At 70.8% G+C, this 16,213-nt stretch carries 16 protein-coding genes and 1 tRNA gene; 11 read left to right on the top strand and 6 right to left on the bottom strand.

The features are described from left to right. Positions 1-208: 208 nt before the first annotated feature. On the bottom strand, positions 209-931 hold the full coding sequence (gene pyrF, locus JNK30_RS11550) for an orotidine-5'-phosphate decarboxylase (protein ID WP_293482388.1): 723 nt from the start codon (positions 929-931) through the stop codon (positions 209-211). Between the two features lie 47 nt (positions 932-978). On the opposite strand from pyrF, the gene JNK30_RS11545 reads away from it, so the two are divergent. Then, positions 979-1,659, top strand: a complete 681-nt coding sequence (locus JNK30_RS11545; RefSeq protein ID WP_293482387.1) for a MarC family protein — start codon at positions 979-981, stop codon at positions 1,657-1,659. A gap of 238 nt (positions 1,660-1,897) precedes the next feature. Here the strand turns inward: JNK30_RS11545 and JNK30_RS11540 are convergent, their stop codons facing one another. Next, a complete protein-coding gene (locus JNK30_RS11540; RefSeq protein WP_293482386.1) occupies positions 1,898-2,698 on the bottom strand; it encodes an SDR family oxidoreductase in 801 nt (266 codons plus the stop codon). Between the two features lie 652 nt (positions 2,699-3,350). Here JNK30_RS11540 and JNK30_RS11535 point away from each other — a divergent pair. From JNK30_RS11535 to JNK30_RS11525, 3 genes are all read left to right on the top strand, one after another. Further along, on the top strand, positions 3,351-5,288 hold the full coding sequence (locus JNK30_RS11535) for a potassium transporter Kup (RefSeq protein ID WP_293482385.1): 1,938 nt from the start codon (positions 3,351-3,353) through the stop codon (positions 5,286-5,288). Between the two features lies 1 nt (position 5,289). Beyond that, positions 5,290-5,661, top strand: coding sequence for a hypothetical protein (locus JNK30_RS11530; RefSeq protein ID WP_293482384.1), 372 nt, complete (start codon positions 5,290-5,292; stop codon positions 5,659-5,661). Positions 5,662-5,728: 67 nt separating this feature from the next. Then, complete coding sequence (locus JNK30_RS11525) at positions 5,729-6,958, top strand: argininosuccinate synthase (protein ID WP_293482383.1); 1,230 nt, start codon at positions 5,729-5,731, stop codon at positions 6,956-6,958. A 12-nt stretch (positions 6,959-6,970) separates the two neighbouring features. Here the strand turns inward: JNK30_RS11525 and JNK30_RS11520 are convergent, their stop codons facing one another. Beyond that, entirely contained in the window at positions 6,971-7,177 is a 207-nt protein-coding gene (locus tag JNK30_RS11520) for a KTSC domain-containing protein (protein WP_293482382.1), read from the bottom strand. A gap of 139 nt (positions 7,178-7,316) precedes the next feature. Here JNK30_RS11520 and JNK30_RS11515 point away from each other — a divergent pair, with 139 nt between their 5' ends. The 4 genes from JNK30_RS11515 to JNK30_RS11500 all read left to right on the top strand — a co-directional run bounded on the left by JNK30_RS11515 (position 7,317) and on the right by JNK30_RS11500 (position 12,111). Next, the gene (locus tag JNK30_RS11515) at positions 7,317-7,724 is read left to right on the top strand and encodes an MAPEG family protein (RefSeq protein ID WP_293482381.1); all 408 of its coding nucleotides are present in this window, start codon (positions 7,317-7,319) and stop codon (positions 7,722-7,724) included. A gap of 80 nt (positions 7,725-7,804) precedes the next feature. After that, positions 7,805-8,383 (top strand): hypothetical protein, encoded by a 579-nt coding sequence (locus JNK30_RS11510; RefSeq protein WP_293482380.1) that lies wholly within the window; start codon positions 7,805-7,807, stop codon positions 8,381-8,383. 150 nt (positions 8,384-8,533) lie between these two features. Beyond that, a complete protein-coding gene (locus tag JNK30_RS11505; RefSeq protein WP_293482379.1) occupies positions 8,534-10,579 on the top strand; it encodes a caspase family protein in 2,046 nt (681 codons plus the stop codon). A gap of 68 nt (positions 10,580-10,647) precedes the next feature. Next, the gene (locus JNK30_RS11500) at positions 10,648-12,111 is read left to right on the top strand and encodes an SH3 domain-containing protein (protein WP_293482378.1); all 1,464 of its coding nucleotides are present in this window, start codon (positions 10,648-10,650) and stop codon (positions 12,109-12,111) included. An 84-nt stretch (positions 12,112-12,195) separates the two neighbouring features. On the opposite strand, the gene JNK30_RS11495 is transcribed toward JNK30_RS11500, so the two are convergent. From JNK30_RS11495 to JNK30_RS11485, 3 genes are all read right to left on the bottom strand, one after another. Further along, positions 12,196-12,270: transfer RNA gene (locus JNK30_RS11495), tRNA-Gly, on the bottom strand. 103 nt (positions 12,271-12,373) lie between these two features. After that, positions 12,374-13,114: a DUF6065 family protein gene (locus JNK30_RS11490; RefSeq protein WP_293482389.1), complete on the bottom strand. Its 741-nt coding sequence runs from the start codon at positions 13,112-13,114 to the stop codon at positions 12,374-12,376. Positions 13,115-13,247: 133 nt separating this feature from the next. Continuing rightward, complete coding sequence (locus JNK30_RS11485; RefSeq protein ID WP_293482377.1) at positions 13,248-13,934, bottom strand: PEPxxWA-CTERM sorting domain-containing protein; 687 nt, start codon at positions 13,932-13,934, stop codon at positions 13,248-13,250. 220 nt (positions 13,935-14,154) lie between these two features. Here JNK30_RS11485 and JNK30_RS11480 point away from each other — a divergent pair, with 220 nt between their 5' ends. The 3 genes from JNK30_RS11480 to JNK30_RS11470 form a co-directional block, all read left to right on the top strand. After that, a complete protein-coding gene (locus JNK30_RS11480; protein ID WP_293482376.1) occupies positions 14,155-14,661 on the top strand; it encodes a prolyl-tRNA synthetase associated domain-containing protein in 507 nt (168 codons plus the stop codon). A 72-nt stretch (positions 14,662-14,733) separates the two neighbouring features. Beyond that, the gene (locus tag JNK30_RS11475) at positions 14,734-15,642 is read left to right on the top strand and encodes a co-chaperone YbbN (protein WP_293482375.1); all 909 of its coding nucleotides are present in this window, start codon (positions 14,734-14,736) and stop codon (positions 15,640-15,642) included. 13 nt (positions 15,643-15,655) lie between these two features. Next, the coding region (locus JNK30_RS11470) for an LON peptidase substrate-binding domain-containing protein (RefSeq protein WP_293482374.1) at positions 15,656-16,213 on the top strand (558 nt) is incomplete at its 3' end.

The raw sequence follows: 16,213 nt of genomic DNA, 5'->3' as shown, positions 1-16,213 counted from the left end.
TCTCAACATTCCAGGTGGTCGTCGGTCTAAGGACCGGTATGCTTCGCGGAAGATATAGGGTGGTCGATCGAACGTCTGAGCCGGTGGGATTTTGGTCTTACATCTCGATGTATGCGATCTCGGGCGCAGTCCTCTGGATGATCGCAGGCCTAGTATTGCTCGTTTGGGGAGTAAGGCTCTAGGTCTAGCCCGGATCGCCCCCACCCCCCTAAACCCCCGCCATCTCCCCCGCCACCCGCCGCGCCGCCGCATGCGGGTCGTTGGCCGCGGTGATGGGGCGGCCGCAGACGATGTGGCTGGCGCCGGCGCGCAGCGCGTCGGCCGGGGTCGCGGCGCGGGCCTGGTCGTTCTTCGCCGCCCAGTCGGGGCGCACGCCGGGGGTCACCACCAGGAAGTCCCGGCCGCCCAGGGCGCGGGCCAGCGCGGCCTCGTGGGGGCTGGCGATCACGCCGTCGCAGCCGGCGGCGATCGCCTGGTGGATGCGCCGCTCCACCAGGGCGCGGGCGGTCTCGTGGTAGCCGGTCTCGATCAGGTCCTCGTCCGTGAGGCTGGTCAGCACCGTCACCGCCAGGATCTTCAGCCCCGAGGTCCCGCGGCCGCGCACGGCGCTGGCCATCACCTGCGGCTCGCCGTGGACGGTCAGGAAGTCGCAGCCCGAGCCGGCCAGCACGGCGGCGGCCCGCTGCACCGTCGTGCCGATGTCGTGCAGCTTCCAGTCCAGGAACACCTGCTTGCCGGCCGCCTTCAGCTCGCGCGCCAGCGTCATCCCCTCGCCGCCCGCGAACAGCTCCAGGCCCACCTTGTAGAAGCCCACCGCGTCCCCCAGGGTCTCGACCATCGCGCGCGCCTCGCCCACGCTGGGCAGGTCCAGCGGGATGATCAGGCGCGGGTCGGCCTTGGTGTCGGCTTGCGCGAGCGCGGCGGCGGCCATGGCGTGGCTCCGTTGGGGCGGGTGGCGATTTGGGCTAAGACCCTGGAATGAGCCAGGCCGAGTTCGCGGTCAACTTCTTCGTGGCGCTGTTCGCGCTGATCGACCCGGTGGGCAACGTGCCGCTGTTCGCGGCCGCGACGGCGGGCGTGAAGTCGCGCGACCGGGCCTGGATCGCGCTCTACATCGCCCTGTTCGTCCTGGGCTTCCTCACCTTCTTCTACTTCACCGGCCTGTCGCTGCTGGAGTTCTTCGGCATCTCGCTGCCGGCGTTCCGGATCGCGGGCGGGGTGATCCTGTTCCTGCTGGGCCTGGAGATGGCCCGCGACGACTTCACCGCCACCTTCAGCGAGGCCGCCGACGCGCCGGCCGGGACGGGCCGCGCCTATGTGCGCAAGCGCTTCGAGCGGATGATCGTCCCGTTCGCCATGCCGCTCCTGATCGGGCCGGGCGCGATCTCCAGCGTGGTGATCTACGCCAGCCAGGCGCGCGCGTTCGGCATGGCGGGCGCGGCCGTCGGCGTGGGCGTGATCGCCGCCGTGGCGCTGGCCACGCTCCTCGCCTTCCTGGCCACGCCGATCATCACCCGCATCCTGGGCCGCATCGGCCTGACCATCGTGGTGCGCGTCCTGGGCCTGATCCTCTGCGCCCTGGCCGTCCAGTTCATCCTCGCCGGCTTCGCCGAAAGCACCATCGGCTTCATCCGCCCCGGCGTCGCCAACCCGTATTAGGGGGAACCCCGGAACCCACGGACGGCCGCCTCCGGCGCCCGTACGGAAAGCGTCCCCCAACCTTTCAGCTGTCATCCCGGTTTCCGCAAAGCGGAACACCGGGACCCATACGCGCCCGATTGTGGGGGCGGCCCGCAGCCGCCACCCCCGCGCCCCCTCCGGAACCACGGCGTCTATGGGTCCCGGTCTTCGCCTCCGGCGAAACCGGGATGACAGCCGCTTAGGATCGCAGCCCCCCCTACGTCTTCCGCAGCCGCCCGCCCTGGCTGGCCATCAGCGCCAGGGCCCAGTCCTCGGGCAGCGCCCTGGCGAACGCCGCGATGGCCTTGTTCACGCCGCCGGGCACGCAGACCGGCCGGTTCGCCTCCACCGCCCGCCAGCCCGCGTCGACCACCGGCCCGGCGTCCATCCAGAGCCAGCGCGGCGTCGAGGCGTCGGCCAGCGCCCGGGTGCCGTTCACGTCGTGGAACTCGGAGTAGGTGAAGCCGGGGCACAGCGCCGTCACGTGCACGCCGTTCGCCCGCCCCTCGAGGTGCAGGCTCTGGGAGAAGCGGACCAGGAAGGCCTTCGAGGCGGCGTACAGCGTGTGCCCCGCCGCCGCGGGCAGCAGCCCCGCCAGCGAGGCGACGTTGACGATGCGGCCGAAGCGGCGCTCGGCCATGCCGCCCATCACCCGGTGCGCCAGCTCGCACGGCGCGGTCACCATCACCTGGACGAAGGCCGCCTGGTCGTCCCAGCCGGTCTCGGCGAAGGTTCCGGGCAGGCCGTAGCCCGCGTTGTTGATCAGCGCGTCCACCTGCCGCCCCTGCGCGCCCAGGCGCTCCAGGATCAACCCCGGCGCCGCGGGATCGGCCAGGTCCGCGGCGATCGTCAGCGCCCCCACGCCGTGGCGCTCGCGCACCTCCGCCGCCAGGGCCTCCAGCCGCTCGGCGCGCCGCGCCGTCAGCGCCAGGTCGTAGCCCTGGCGGGCCAGCACCCGCGCGAACGCCGCCCCGATCCCCGCCGATGCGCCCGTCACCAGCGCCAGTTTCCGATCCATCGCCGCGAACCTAAAGCGCGTCCCGGCAAGTGGGAACCGCCCCGCCTCCCTCTCAGCTGTCATCCCGGTTTCCGCAAAGCGGAAAACCGGGACCCATACGCGCCCGATGGTCGTGGCGGCCCGCCACCGCCACCGCCGCAACCCCTCCGGACCCACGGAGTCTATGGATCCCGGTCTTCGCCTGCGGCGAAACCGGGATGACAGGGTTTGAGGCAGCACCCCCACCCAACACCCGACCATCCCGGCGAATGCCGGGATCCAGATGGGATGGCTGGAAAGCGGGTTCCGCAGGCTCGAAGCCCTTCCCACCACCACCCCGCCCATGGATCTGGGTCCCGGCATTCGCCGGGACGGTCGGAAGCTTAGGGTTGAACCTGGCCCCCTACGAACTCCCTCCCTCTCCGCTGTCATCCCGGTTTCCGCGAAAGCGGAAGACCGGGACCCATACGCGCCCGATGGCCGAGACGGCCCGCCACCGCCGCCGCCCCTTCTGCGGCGAAACCGGGATGACAGGGTTTGAGGCAGCGCCCCCACCCTCTCAGCCGGCGGCCGCTGGCTGCGATTGAACGGCGTCTCGTTTGGGTGTATTCGCGCCCGCCGCGACGGCATAGGGCCGCCTTGGGAGCCTCACGAGGCCTCCCGGAGATATTGGATGGCTGAAAAGGCCGTCGACGCCGACAGGGCGTCCGAAGACTCGTCGCAACCCAACGGGCATTCCCAGCACAAGGAAGGCTTCTGGGCGCTTGCGCTCGGATCCATCGGGGTGGTGTTCGGCGACATCGGGACCAGCCCGCTCTACGCCATGCGCGAGGCGCTGGGGCACGCGCGCGGCGGGGGCGGCGGCGAGATGGCCGTGCTCGGCGTCGTGTCGCTGATCACCTGGGCGCTGATCCTGATCGTGACGATCAAGTACGTCGTCTTCCTCATGCGCGCCGACAACAAGGGCGAGGGCGGCACGCTCGCGCTCATGGCGCTGGCCCAGCGGGTCAGTCCCGGCCGGCGCTCGCTGATCATCTTCGTGCTGGGGATGGCCGGGGCGGCGCTGTTCTACGGCGACGGGATCATCACGCCGGCGGTGTCGGTGATGGGCGCCGTCGAGGGCCTGAAGCTCGCGCCCGGGATCGGCTCGCGCCTCGACCAGGGCACGGTCCAGATGGTGGCGGCGGTCATCCTGGTCGCCCTGTTCCTCGTGCAGTCCCGCGGCACCGCCAGCATGGCGAAGTTCTTCGGGCCGATCACCGCGCTCTGGTTCCTGACCCTGGGCGGACTCGGCCTGCTGCACATTTCGGACGACTTCTCGATCCTGCGGGCGCTGTCGCCGCACTACGGGGTGCTGTTCCTGGTCGACAACGGCTTCCTGGGCTTCGTCATCCTGGGCAGCGTCTTCCTGGCGGTCACCGGCGCCGAGGCGCTCTACGCCGACATGGGCCACTTCGGGAAACGCCCGATCCAGGCGGCCTGGCTGGGCCTGTGCCTGCCGGCGCTGGTGCTCAACTACTTCGGCCAGGGGGCGCTGGTGCTGTCGGACCCCTCGGCGCGGGCGAACCCCTTCTTCGAGATGATCCCGCAGGCGGCCTACTGGCCGGTGCTGGCGCTGGCGACGCTGGCGGCCATCATCGCCAGCCAGGCGGTGATCACCGGGGCGTTCTCCATGACGCAGCAGGCGGTGTCGCTGGGCCTCTTCCCGCGCATCGACATCCGGCGCACGTCCGAGACCCAGGCGGGCCAGATCTACGTGCCCCAGGTGAACACCTTCCTGATGGTGGGGGTGCTGGTGCTGATCGCGATGTTCCGCGACTCCTCCAGCCTGGCCTCGGCCTACGGGATCGCCGTCACCGGCTCGATGTTCGTGGACACGCTGCTGTTCTTCTACATCGTCCGCTACATGTGGAAGCGGCCGGTCTGGCAGGCCGCGGGCGCCTCGCTCGTCTTCGGCCTGATCGACGTGGTGTTCATCACCTCGAACCTGCTGAAGTTCTTCGACGGGGCGTGGCTGCCGCTGGCGCTGGGCGCGGCGCTGATGGTCATCATGTGGACCTGGACGCGCGGGGCCGCCCTGCTCGCCGAGAAGAGCCGGCGCGACAGCGTGCCCCTGGCCGAGCTGGCCGACATCCTGAAGGTGCGGGCGCCGCACAGGGCGCCGGGCACCGCCATCTTCCTGACGTCGGACCCCGACACCGCCCCGGTCGCGCTGATGCACAACCTCAAGCACAACAAGGTGCTGCACGAGAAGAACATCATCCTGACCATCCACACGGCCGAGACGCCGCGCGTGTCGGACGAGAACCGCATCCGCATCGAGCCCATCAACGACGACTTCAAGAAGCTGGTGATCGCCTACGGCTTCATGGAGCAGCCGAACGTGCCCAAGGCCCTCGGCCTCTGCCGCAAGCAGGGCCTGAAGTTCGACATCATGGCGACGTCATTCTTCCTCGGCCGCCGCAGCGTCGTCCCATCGGCGCAGTCCGGCATGCCGCTTTGGCAGGACAAGCTCTTCATCTTCCTGATGCGCAACGCCGCCAACCCCACCGACTTCTACAAGATCCCGCCGGGCCGCGTCGTCGAGATGGGCGCCCAGGTGACGGTCTGAGATGCAACTCGACGTCCTCGCGATCGTGGGCGACGCGGTCTGGATCTTCGTCATGGCGACCATCGCCTCAGCCACCCGGCGCGCGGCGAAGGTGATCCCGGCGGATGCGCGCGTGCCGATGCAATGGAGCCTCCGGGGCCGGACGGTCTGGCGGGCCCCGCGCACCGTGGCCTTCCTGCTCGTGGTGGGGATCCCGCTGGCGCTCGGCCTGATCCTCTCGGCCGCCGCCCGGGCGCCGGGCCCCGACACGGGCGGCCCGCTGCTCTTGTTCCTCGTGCGCCTCGCGCTCGCCCCCGTGATGGCCCTCGTCCATCTGGTCTGGCTGCGGCGCGCGATGCGGGCGCTGGACTCCGAAGGCGTGCTTAAGCCTTGAACCCGCCGCCCGCGTGTCCTTAAAGGCGCGCGACCGATCCAACCCTCGTCGAAAGCCTCCGCCGCCCATGGCCGCTCAGCCCGTCAAGAAGGTCGTCCTCGCCTACTCCGGCGGGCTCGACAGCTCCACCATCGTCAAGTGGCTGCAGACCGAACTGGGCGCCGAGGTGGCGACCTTCACGGCCGACCTCGGCCAGGGCGAGGAGATCGCGCCGGCGCGCGACAAGGCCATCATGCTGGGCGTGAAGCCGGAGTACGCCTTCGTGGAGGACATCCGCGAGGAGTTCGTCCGCGACTACGTCTTCCCCATGTTCCGCGCCAACACGGTCTACGAGGGCCAGTACCTGCTGGGCACCTCGATCGCCCGGCCGCTGATCGCCAAGAAGCAGATCGAGATCGCCCGGGCCATCGGCGCGGACGCCGTGGCGCACGGCGCCACCGGCAAGGGCAACGACCAGGTGCGCTTCGAGGTGGCCTACTACGCCCTCGAACCCGACATCCACGTGGTCGCCCCGTGGCGCGAGTGGAACTTCAAGAGCCGCGAGGCCCTGCTCGACTTCGCCGAGAAGCACCAGATCCCGATCACCAAGGACAAGCGCGGCGAGGCGCCGTTCAGCGTCGACGCCAACCTGCTGCACTCCTCGTCCGAGGGTAAGGTGCTCGAGGATCCCGCCGTCGAGGCGCCCGAGTTCGTGCACATGCGCACGATCGCGCCTGAGGCGGCGCCCGACCGGCCGACCGTCTTCACGATGGACTTCGAGCACGGCGATCCCGTCGCCATCGATGGCGAGCGGCTTTCGCCCGCCGCCCTGCTGACCCGGCTGAACCAGCTGGGCCACGACAATGGCGTGGGCCGCCTCGACCTCGTGGAGAACCGCTACGTCGGCATGAAGTCGCGGGGCGTCTACGAGACCCCCGGCGGCACGATCCTGCTCCACGCGCACCGGGGCATGGAGTCGATCACCCTGGACCGCGGGGCCATGCACCTGAAGGACGAGCTGATGCCCAAGTACGCGTCGCTCATCTACAACGGCTTCTGGTTCGCCCCCGAGCGCGAGATGCTGCAGGCGGCGATCGACTACAGCCAGAAGAACGTCACGGGCCAGGTGCGGGTGAAGCTCTACAAGGGCAACGTCACCGTGATCGGCCGCACCTCGCCCTACTCGCTTTACGACCAGGAGCTGGTCACCTTCGAGGAAGGCAAAGTCGCCTATGACCACCGCGACGCCGCGGGCTTCATCAAGCTCAACGCGCTGCGACTGCGGGTAGGCGCCAAGCGCGACAAGCGGGCGGGCTGACGCAGCCCCGCGTCAGGCGTTCAGGCGGTTGTAGGGATACTGGTCGCGGATCTCGGCCTGGAAGAATCGGCCCTTCGAGTCCGCGTCCACGAACGAGCGGTGCACCTCGCAGGGCACGCCGACGTAGACATAACTTTCGCCGCTGCTGAAGCGGACGAGGAGCTTCGCCCGGACGGCGTCGTAGTCGATGGCCTGGATGGCGGCGGAGTCCACGTCCATGGCGTGCTCCCGGGTTCGCACGGTCCACAAACGAATTCCCCGCGTCCCGGGCGGTTCCCGCCGGGGCCGGCGCGTGCCAAGCTCTGCCATGAACGGTGCGCCGTCCGAGACGCGCCGGCACATCGAGCGAGGACAGCCCATGCAACCGCACATCCCCGTGGCCATCGTCACCCTTCTGGCGCTGCTGGTCTACTTCTGGATGGGCCTGCAGGTCGGGCGCGCCCGCGCCAAGAGCGGCATCGCCGCCCCCGCGATGACCGGCGATCCCGTCCTCGAGCGCACCATTCGGGCGCACTACAATACCCTGGAGTGGCTGCCGCTGTTTCTCGTGCCCCTGTGGCTCTTCGCGATCTACTGGAACGACCTCGTGGCCGCCGCCGTGGGCCTGGTGTGGATCGTCGGGCGCGTCGTCTACCAGCTGGGCTATGTGGCCGACCCGAAGAAGCGGGAGCTGGGCTTCATGATCCAGGCCCTGGCCGTGGCGGTGCTGCTGTTCGGCGCCCTGGGACGGCTGGTCTACGCGGCGGTGGTCACCGGGGGCGTCTGAGCGGCCGCAACCACAATTGCGGCCGAGTGTTCCGCTTCCTACATCCCCCTCGAGGGGCGACCGAGTCCGAGACGAGAGAAATGTTCAGGAAATCCAGCGCCCTCGCCGCCATCGCCCTGTCGCTGGGACTGGCGGCCTGCGCGACGCCCACGCCCTATCAGCCCAACGTCCGCGGCAACGCCACGTCGGGAGGCTACTCCGAGGTTCGGATCGAGCCCAACCGGTTCCGCGTCAACTTCTCGGGCAACTCGCTCACCGATCGCGAGACAGTCGAGGGCTACCTGCTCTTCCGCGCCGCCGAGCTGACCGTGCAGAGCGGCTACGACTGGTTCGAGATCGTGGAGCGCGACACCGACAAGAAGGTGCGCACCTACGTCGAGCCCGATCCGCTGTACCGGCCCTGGTACGGCGCCTACGGCTTCTGGCGGCCCTCCTGGCGCTACTACGGGCGCGGCTTCGGCTGGCGCACGTGGGATCCCTTCTGGGGCGACCCCTTCTGGGCCGACCGGGTGGACGTGCGCACCGTCGAGCGGTTCGAGGCGTCGGCCGAGGTCCTCATGGGCCGCGGAGCCAAGCCGCAGGACAGCCCGCGAGCGTTCGAGGCCCGGGCCGTCATCGACAACCTGCGTCCGCGGATCGTCTACCCGCAGCCGCGATAGCGGCGCGGGCGGCGTCCAAGGCCAGACCTTCCACGAATAGGTGAAGGGGGCCGTCCTCGCGGCGGCCCCGCTTCATCTTGATCGCCGCGGCCCGGTGATGTTGAGTCGTCGGCGAGGTCGGCCGCGCGTGCGGCTGGAGGGTTTGAGTCCATGCTGAGGGCGCCGACGCCCCCCGATCGGCATCGTCCGAAGCGCCGCTGGAGAGCGGTGATCGTGGCCGTGGTGCTGAACGCGGCCCTCGCGCCGACGGCGTGGGCCGCCCAGCGCGTCGCCCTGATCGTCAGCGTCTCGAAGTACGACAAGGTCCCCAGCCTCGCGAACCCCGCCAAGGACGCGAAGCTCGTCCAGGGCACCCTGCAGAAGCTCGGCTTCCAGGTGAAGGTGCTGGCCGACCCGAACCGCATCCAGCTCATCGAGGGCCTTGGCGAGTTCGAGGAGATGGCCAAGGGCTCCGAGGCCGCGGTGGTCTACTACGCGGGTCACGGCGCCATGATCGACGGCGTGAACTACCTGCTGCCCAAGGACGCGATCTCGACCAACAAGTCGTCGCTGACCGGCAGTTCGGTGGAATCGGCGCGGCTGGGCCAGTCTCTGATGGGCGCCAAGGCCGTGCGCCTGATCATCCTCGACGCCTGCCGCAACAACCCGACGGCCACCCGCAGCCTGGGCGGCAACACCCGCGGCCTCGCCCGCGAGACGGGCCCCACGAGCGTCCAGGTGGTCACCCTGATGGCGGCCGGGCCCGGACAGGTCGCCCAGGACGGGGCCGGCGGGGCCGCCAACAGCCCGTTCGCCATCGCCCTGACCCAGGGCCTCACGCGGCCGGGCATCACCGTCGGCGAACTCCCCAGCTACGTGCAGGCCGAGGTCGAGCGGATGACCGAGGGCGAGCAGACGCCCGACCTGCAGGGCATCTGGCCGAACGTCCACTGGAGCTTCGACCCCAACGGCCCGGCGCGCCAGGCGTCGGCCGCCCCCGCCGCCGACCTCACGAAGATCAAGTGGGAGAAAGACCAGGTCTTCTGGCAGTCGATCAAGGACTCCGACGATCCGGCCGACTTCAAGGCCTACATGGAGGCCCAGGATCGGGGCGAGATCACCGGCTCGTTCCGCAAGCTCGCATCCAACCGCATGCGGGCGCTGGAGAAGCTGCCGGCCGGCTCGTTCCAGGTGGCGTCCCGCTCGGCCACCCCCGGCCAGGAGCTGGTGGTCGCCGCCCGCGACGCCTTCGCCCGCGGCGACTACCGCACGGCCTTCCGCGACTGGTCGACCGCCGCCCAGCAGGGCAACGGCGCGGCCATGTACAACCTCGGCGTCATGTCGCTGACCGGCAAGGGCGCGCCCAAGGACGTGGGCGCCGCCGCCCGCTGGTTCCGCCAGTCGGCCGAAGCCGGCCATTCCGGCGGCATGGTCAACTGGGCGCTCTGCCAGCTGAACGGGTTCGGCACAGCGAAGGACGAGGGCGCCGGCTTCCAGACGCTGCAGCGGGCGGCCGACCGCGGATCGGCCACCGCCATGGGCATGCTCGCCGAGGCCTACCTGCGCGGCCGCGGCGCGCCGCAGGATCCTCGCCAGGCGGCGGGCTGGCTCCAGAAGGCGGTGAACGCCGGCGACGGCCCCTCCATCGCCCAGCTGGGCGACCTCTACGAACAGGGCGTGGGCGTGCCCAAGGACGTGCGCCGCGCCTTCACGCTCTACGAACGGGCCGCCGTGGCGGGCGACACGGACGCCATGGTGCGGCTGGGATACGCCTACGAGGACGGCGAGGCCGTGGCCAAGGACGACGTCCAGGCGGCCACCTGGTACCAGCGCGCGGCCGAGCTGGGCAGCGCCGAGGGGATGTCCAGCCTGGCCGTCATGCTCGAGAACGGCGCCGGCCTGCCGCAGGACTATGGCCGAGCCGCGGAGTACTATCGCAAGGCCGCCGCCGCGGGCGATGCGCGCGGCTACCTGGGCCTGGGCAGCCTGACGGCGCGCGGCGCCGGCGTCCGGGCCAACCCGGCCGAGGCGGTGCGCCTGTTCCAGGAGGCGGCCAACCGCGGCAGCGCGGCGGCCATGCGCAACCTGGGGATCATGTACGAGGGCGGCCAGGGCGTGCCCGCCAACCGCGCCCGCGCGGTCGAGTGGTACCGCAAGGCCGCCGCCGCGGGCGACGAGGGCGCCCAGGCCGAGCTGCAGCGGCTGGGCGCGCGGTAGAGGGTTTGGGAGCGCTGAGCCGGCGTCCGCCCCCGCGGATCCGGCCGGGCTCCGGGAGGGACGGGGTGATGGTGCAAGGGCTTCGCGGGCGGGCGTTCCGCCTTTCGGTGAGCGCGGCGGCGCTGCTCAGCATGAGCGTCCAGCCCGTGCTGGCGCAGGGCAAGGACGGCGTGCTCAACGCCTGCGGAACCGAGCGCGCCGGGCTGGTGAAGCTCGACAAGGAGTACAAGGACCTCAAGCGCTCCAAGATGGCCTCGGCCGTGGGCGAAGGGCTGAAGCAGGGCGCGGTCGTCCTCGCCAAGGGCGTCATGAGCGGCGGCATCCCCGTGGGCCGGGGCGGAGGCGGCTTCGGCAGCGCGATGGGCGGCATGGGCGGCCTCATGGGCGCGGTCGGCGGCCTGGCGATGCAGCAGGCCGCGCAGGCGCCCCAGCCGTCCGGGGCCGCGCCCGCGCCGGCCCCCGCCATGCTGTTCGGCCAGGACATGCTGTCGGGCGCCATGGGCCTGCAGGTGCCGGGCATCAGCGACGTCGGCATGGGCGGCGGCGACAACATGAAGGCCTACGCCGCGCTGGCCGTCCTGGTGGCCATCGTCGCCACCGCCGACGCCTATGCGCGCCTGAAGGAGCAGGAGGCCGGCGGAGACCTCAAGAAGGCGTCGTTCAACATCGACCAGGACGCCGGCCGCCAGCTCACGGTGAGCCGCAAGATCGCCGACGACGGCGCGGCCCTGGTGGACTGCCGCGCGCGCCAGCTCACCGACATCAACACCCGCCTCGCGGGCGCGACCAACGACAAGGACCGCAAGGCGATCCGCCGCGAGCGGACCGATCTGGTGGCCGCGCTGAAGAAGGACATCGACCTGACCGGCGGCGTCGTCGACCAGCACACCGGCATGGCCAAGACCTTCACCCAGGGCCGCGCCATGACCGACGGCGCGTCCGAGGCCGAGGTGCTGGGCGGCCAGGCGCCGGCCTACGCCCCCGCGGCCGACACCACCCGGCTCGCCATGCCGAAGGCCGGCGCCGCGCCCGCCGGAGGCCAGCAGCAGGCGGCCGCCCCGCCGCCCGCGGCGCCGCCGTCCAACCTCGTGGCGCTTCGGGCCTCGGCGGTCCGCGCCGCGCCTGTGGCCTCGGCGGACGTGCTGATGAACCTGCCCGCCGGCCGCCAGATCCAGCCCAAGACGGCGCAGCCCGACGGCGGCTGGTGGGAGATCGACGTGGCGGGCTCGCCGGGCTACGTGCGCGCCTCCGACGTCGGCCCGCCCGGATCGGCCCCGGTGCAGCAGGCCCAGGCCGCCGGCGGCGGACGCGGTCAGGCCCAGGGCCGCGGGCGCGGCCAGGCCCAGGCCAAGGCGCCCCCGCCGCCGCCCGTCCCGGCCGGGCCGACGAACATCCGCGCCTACAACCAGTCGGTCATCGCCGCGCGCGACAACGGCAAGGGCCGCCTCTCCAGCCTGATGACCGACGTCCAGGCGGCGCAGCGGCGCGAGAACGTGTTCTACGCCTGGCTCGACGGCCTGCGCGGCGGCTGACGCCCGACGACGCCCCGCCGCCAGGCGGCGGGGCCTGCGCCGGCCACAATGGCCGGTCGGCCATGCTGTCGATCGAGTGAAAAATGGAGCGGGCGAGGCGATTCGAACGCCCGACCCCAACCTTGGCAAGGTTGTGCTCTACCCCTGAGCTACGCCCGCGCTCCGAGGGGCGATCGTCTGCCCCAAATGCGAGAGGCGGCCTTATGGCAGACGGCTTTTCGCATTGCAAGCGGCCGAATGCGGCCCCGATGCGCGTCGCGCGTCAGCGGAACTTCGGCGCCTTCAGCCGGCGCTTGTTGACGTGCCCTTCCGGCGGCGCGGCGACCTCCTCGGGGTATTCGCCCTTGAAGTAGTAGCGCTGCCAGGCCTCCTTGGTGGCCTCGGGGTCGCCGCGGAAGATGCGCTGGTTGAACTCGGACCGGTGCTTCTCCCAGACGTCGTACTGGTGGCGCAGCTCGGGGTCGGAATCCATGCGCCGGATCACCGGCTGGATCTCGTGCAGCGTCTTGTCCTGCACGAGGGTGATGAAGCAGAACGGCTCGCCCTTCTCGAACCGCACCCGGCCGGGGCGCGTGAAGATCCAGTTCATCGTGAAGGGGAAGGGCAGCCAGTCGGTCTCCACCACGCCGGCCAGGGGCTGGATGCCGTCCTTGACGTGGTTGGGCGGCCCCATGGCCATCATCGACCAGCCGGGCGGGGTGCGGAACAGGTAGCCTGGGTGAAGGGTCAGGACGCCGTGGCTGAAGTGGCTGGTGGCCAGGCGGTGGAAGTCGGGGTTCGGGTAGTCGGGCCGCAGCGTCAGGTCCTGCTGCATCAGGCCGCCGTTCCATTCGGCGGTGAACGCCACCGGACAGAGGATCTCCCAGCCCGACGAGTTGGCCATGCTGAGCGGCAGGCACCGGTAGGGATGGCGGGCGTGGAAGTTGTCCATCCAGGCCCGCTGCGGCCGGCCCGGCACGATCTCGGGCGGCCGCTCGGTGGTCGGGAAGCACTCGAGTTCCATCGGCGGCTGGGTCACGGGACCTCCAGGCGGGGTTTGCGCGCGACCCTTAAGGCCACGCCCGCGGCGACGTCCAGCGCACAAACGAAAAGGCCCCGCCGCGAGGCGGGGCCTTCATTGACGCTTGCGACGCGGCTTAGGCGAGCGCGCTGCGCCGGCGGCGGATCATGGCGCCGGCCATGCCGAAGCCGCCGATCATCAGGGCCCAGGTCGTCGGCTCGGGGACCACGCCCGCGAGGCCGTCGAACTCGAAGGCGTTCTGCGAGGACTCGAAGGTGATGCTGGTCACCTTGGTGCTCCCGAAGCCGTAGTAGACGCGGAAGCCCTGGCTGCGGTCCCCGTTGCCCGACGGCGTGCCGCCCCAGATGTCGTCGCCCTCGAACACGGTCGACCCGCCGCCCAGGTGGTGGAAGGTCACCTTGTTGTAGCTGTCGGGCGAGCCCATGTAGAAGCTGAAGCCGCGCAGCGTATTGCCGCCCAGCATGGTGTAGGTGGCCGACGTGCCGCCCTGCACCGAGGCGTAGTTGGTGTTGTCGACCGGGACCGACGCGCCGCCGATCGGAATGCCGCCCGAGTACGGCGGCGGGGCGCTGGTGACGATCGGGTCCTGGAACTCGCCCGGATACTCGATGATGTTCCCGACATAGGACGTGCGCGCATCGTCGATGTCGTCGAAGTTGTCGAGCATGACCTGGCCGTAGCCGGCCAGCGTGGCGCCATGCAGGTCGTCCGCGACGGTCGCGATGACAGTGATGGCGGCGTTGGCGCTGGCGGCCATCGCCAAGCCGGCCGCGGCAGTCGCGGCGAACAGCCGGAGCTTCATGAGCTGATTTCCCGTTAAACAGCCGCCCGTGCGCGGCTCCCACAATGGTTAAGATATCTTAACGTCGGGCAGCCGACGAATCGAATCGCGCCGAAGGCGAAGCGGGCCTGAAAACGGCAATGAAAACAGAGGCCGGTCCCGGGACGCGCGGGAAGCCGCCGACCCGTCTTCAGCGCGCTGCGGCTGGCCGCCGACGCCCGGCTTCGCTATGGCGGCGGGCATGCGGACCCGCGACGACCTCCTGGCCTTCCTCGCCGACATCGGCGTGGCCGCCACCACCTACGACCACCCGGCCGTCTTCTCGGTGGGCGAGAGCGGCAAGATCAAGCAGGAGATCGCGGGCGCCCACACCAAGAACCTCTTCCTGAAGGACGCCAAGGGCCAGCTCTGGCTGGTGTCGGCCGAGGCCCATGCCGAGATCGACCTCAAGCGCCTGCACACGGTGGTCGGCGGCGCGCGCATGTCCTTCGGCCGCGCCGAGCTGATGGAGGAGACCCTCGGGGTGACGCCGGGCTCCGTCACCGCCTTCGGCCTGGTGAACGACCGTGACCACCGCGTCCGCTTCGTGCTCGACCGCACCCTCGCCGAGGCCGAGCTCGTGAACTTCCATCCGCTGACGAACACCGCCACCACCACGGTGAGCCAGGACGGCCTTCGCCGCTTCCTCTCCGCCATCGGGGTGACCCCCATGGTGGTGGATTTCGTTGCAATGCGCCGGGTGGAGTAGCGGCGAGGCCAACTTGCGACCATCTTGGGCGCAGGACGTTTGGTGGCGACCAAGGGACAAGGAAGACCGGGCATGACCCTCATCGGCGAAACCCAGGGCGGGCAGGGCAAGGGCGCCCCCGCCGACCTCATCAAGGACGCCACCGACGCCAGCTTCATGGCCGACGTGGTCGAGGCGTCGAAGACGACGCCCGTGATCGTCGACTTCTGGGCGACGTGGTGCGGTCCGTGCCGCCAGCTGGGCCCGGCGCTCGAGAACGCGGTGACGGCCGCCAAGGGCGCGGTGAAGCTGGTGAAGATCGACATCGACAAGAACCCCGCCTACGCGGGCCAGCTGCGCGTGCAGTCGATCCCAGCGGTCTTCGCCTTCGTCGACGGACGGCCGGTGGACGGCTTCATGGGCGCGCTTCCGGACAGCCAGGTGAAGGCGTTCGTCGACCGCCTGGCCAAGCAGGGCGGCGCCTCGCCGATCGACGCCCTGCTGGACCTCGCCCGGGAGTCCCTGGAGGTGAACGACCTGGGCGGCGCGGCCCAGGCCTACGCCCAGGCCCTGCAGATGGATCCCGGCAACGCCCGGGCGATCGGCGGCCTGGCGCGGCTCTACCAGCAGCAGGGCGACCTGGAGCGCGCGGCCGAGGTGCTGGAGCTGGCCGCCCCCGACGCCAAGGACCCCGACATCGACGCCGTGCGCGCCGCCCTCGCGCTGGCCGCCGACGCGCCGTCAGAGACCGCCGAGTTCGAGCAGCGCCTCGCCGCCGACCCGGATGACCACGAGGCCCGGCTCGAGCTGGCGAAGGCCCTCGCGGGCTCGGGCCGGATGATGGAGGCCGTGGACCAGCTGATCGAGTCCATCCGGCGCGACCGCGAATGGAACGATCAGGCCGCCCGCAAGCAGCTCCTGACCATCTTCGAGGCGGCCGGCCCCGTGTCCGAGGTGGCCAAGCAGGGCCGCCGGAAACTCTCGTCGATCCTCTTCAGCTAGAAAGGCGGCCGCCATGGCGCCCTACCGCCAGATCGCCGATCTGCCGCAGCTGATCCCGGTGTTCCCGCTGGACGGCGCGCTGTTGCTGCCCGGCGGCGAGCTGCCGCTGCAGATCTTCGAGCCGCGCTATCTCAACATGGTGGACGACGCCATGGCGGGCGACCGCGTCATCGGCATGGTCCAGACCCGAGGCGGCTCGCGCGCGCGCCCGATCCTGTCCGACGTCGGCTGCGTCGGGCGGATCACCAGCTACGCCGAGACGTCGGACGGCCGCTACCTGATCACCCTGACCGGCGTCTGCCGCTTCGAGACGGGCGAGGAGCTGGACCTGCGCATGCCGTACCGCCAGGTGCGCGCCGGCTATGCGCGCTTCGGCGCCGATCTCGACCCGGACCTGGACGTCGAGGTCTCCGAGGCCGCCCGCGCGAGATTCGGCCAGGCGCTGAAGCGCTACCTCAACCGGCGCGAGCTCGACATCGACTGGGAGACCGCCAGCGCCGCGCCCCTGGAAGCCCTGGTGAACAGCCTGTGCATGGGCCTGCCCTTCGAGCCGGCCGAGAAGCAGGCCTTC

The organism is Phenylobacterium sp., from assembly GCF_016793225.1.
Classification (GTDB): Bacteria; Pseudomonadota; Alphaproteobacteria; order Caulobacterales; family Caulobacteraceae; genus Phenylobacterium.
Note: the sequence above shows the minus strand (reverse complement) of the source record. Positions and strands in the feature narration are given on the sequence as shown.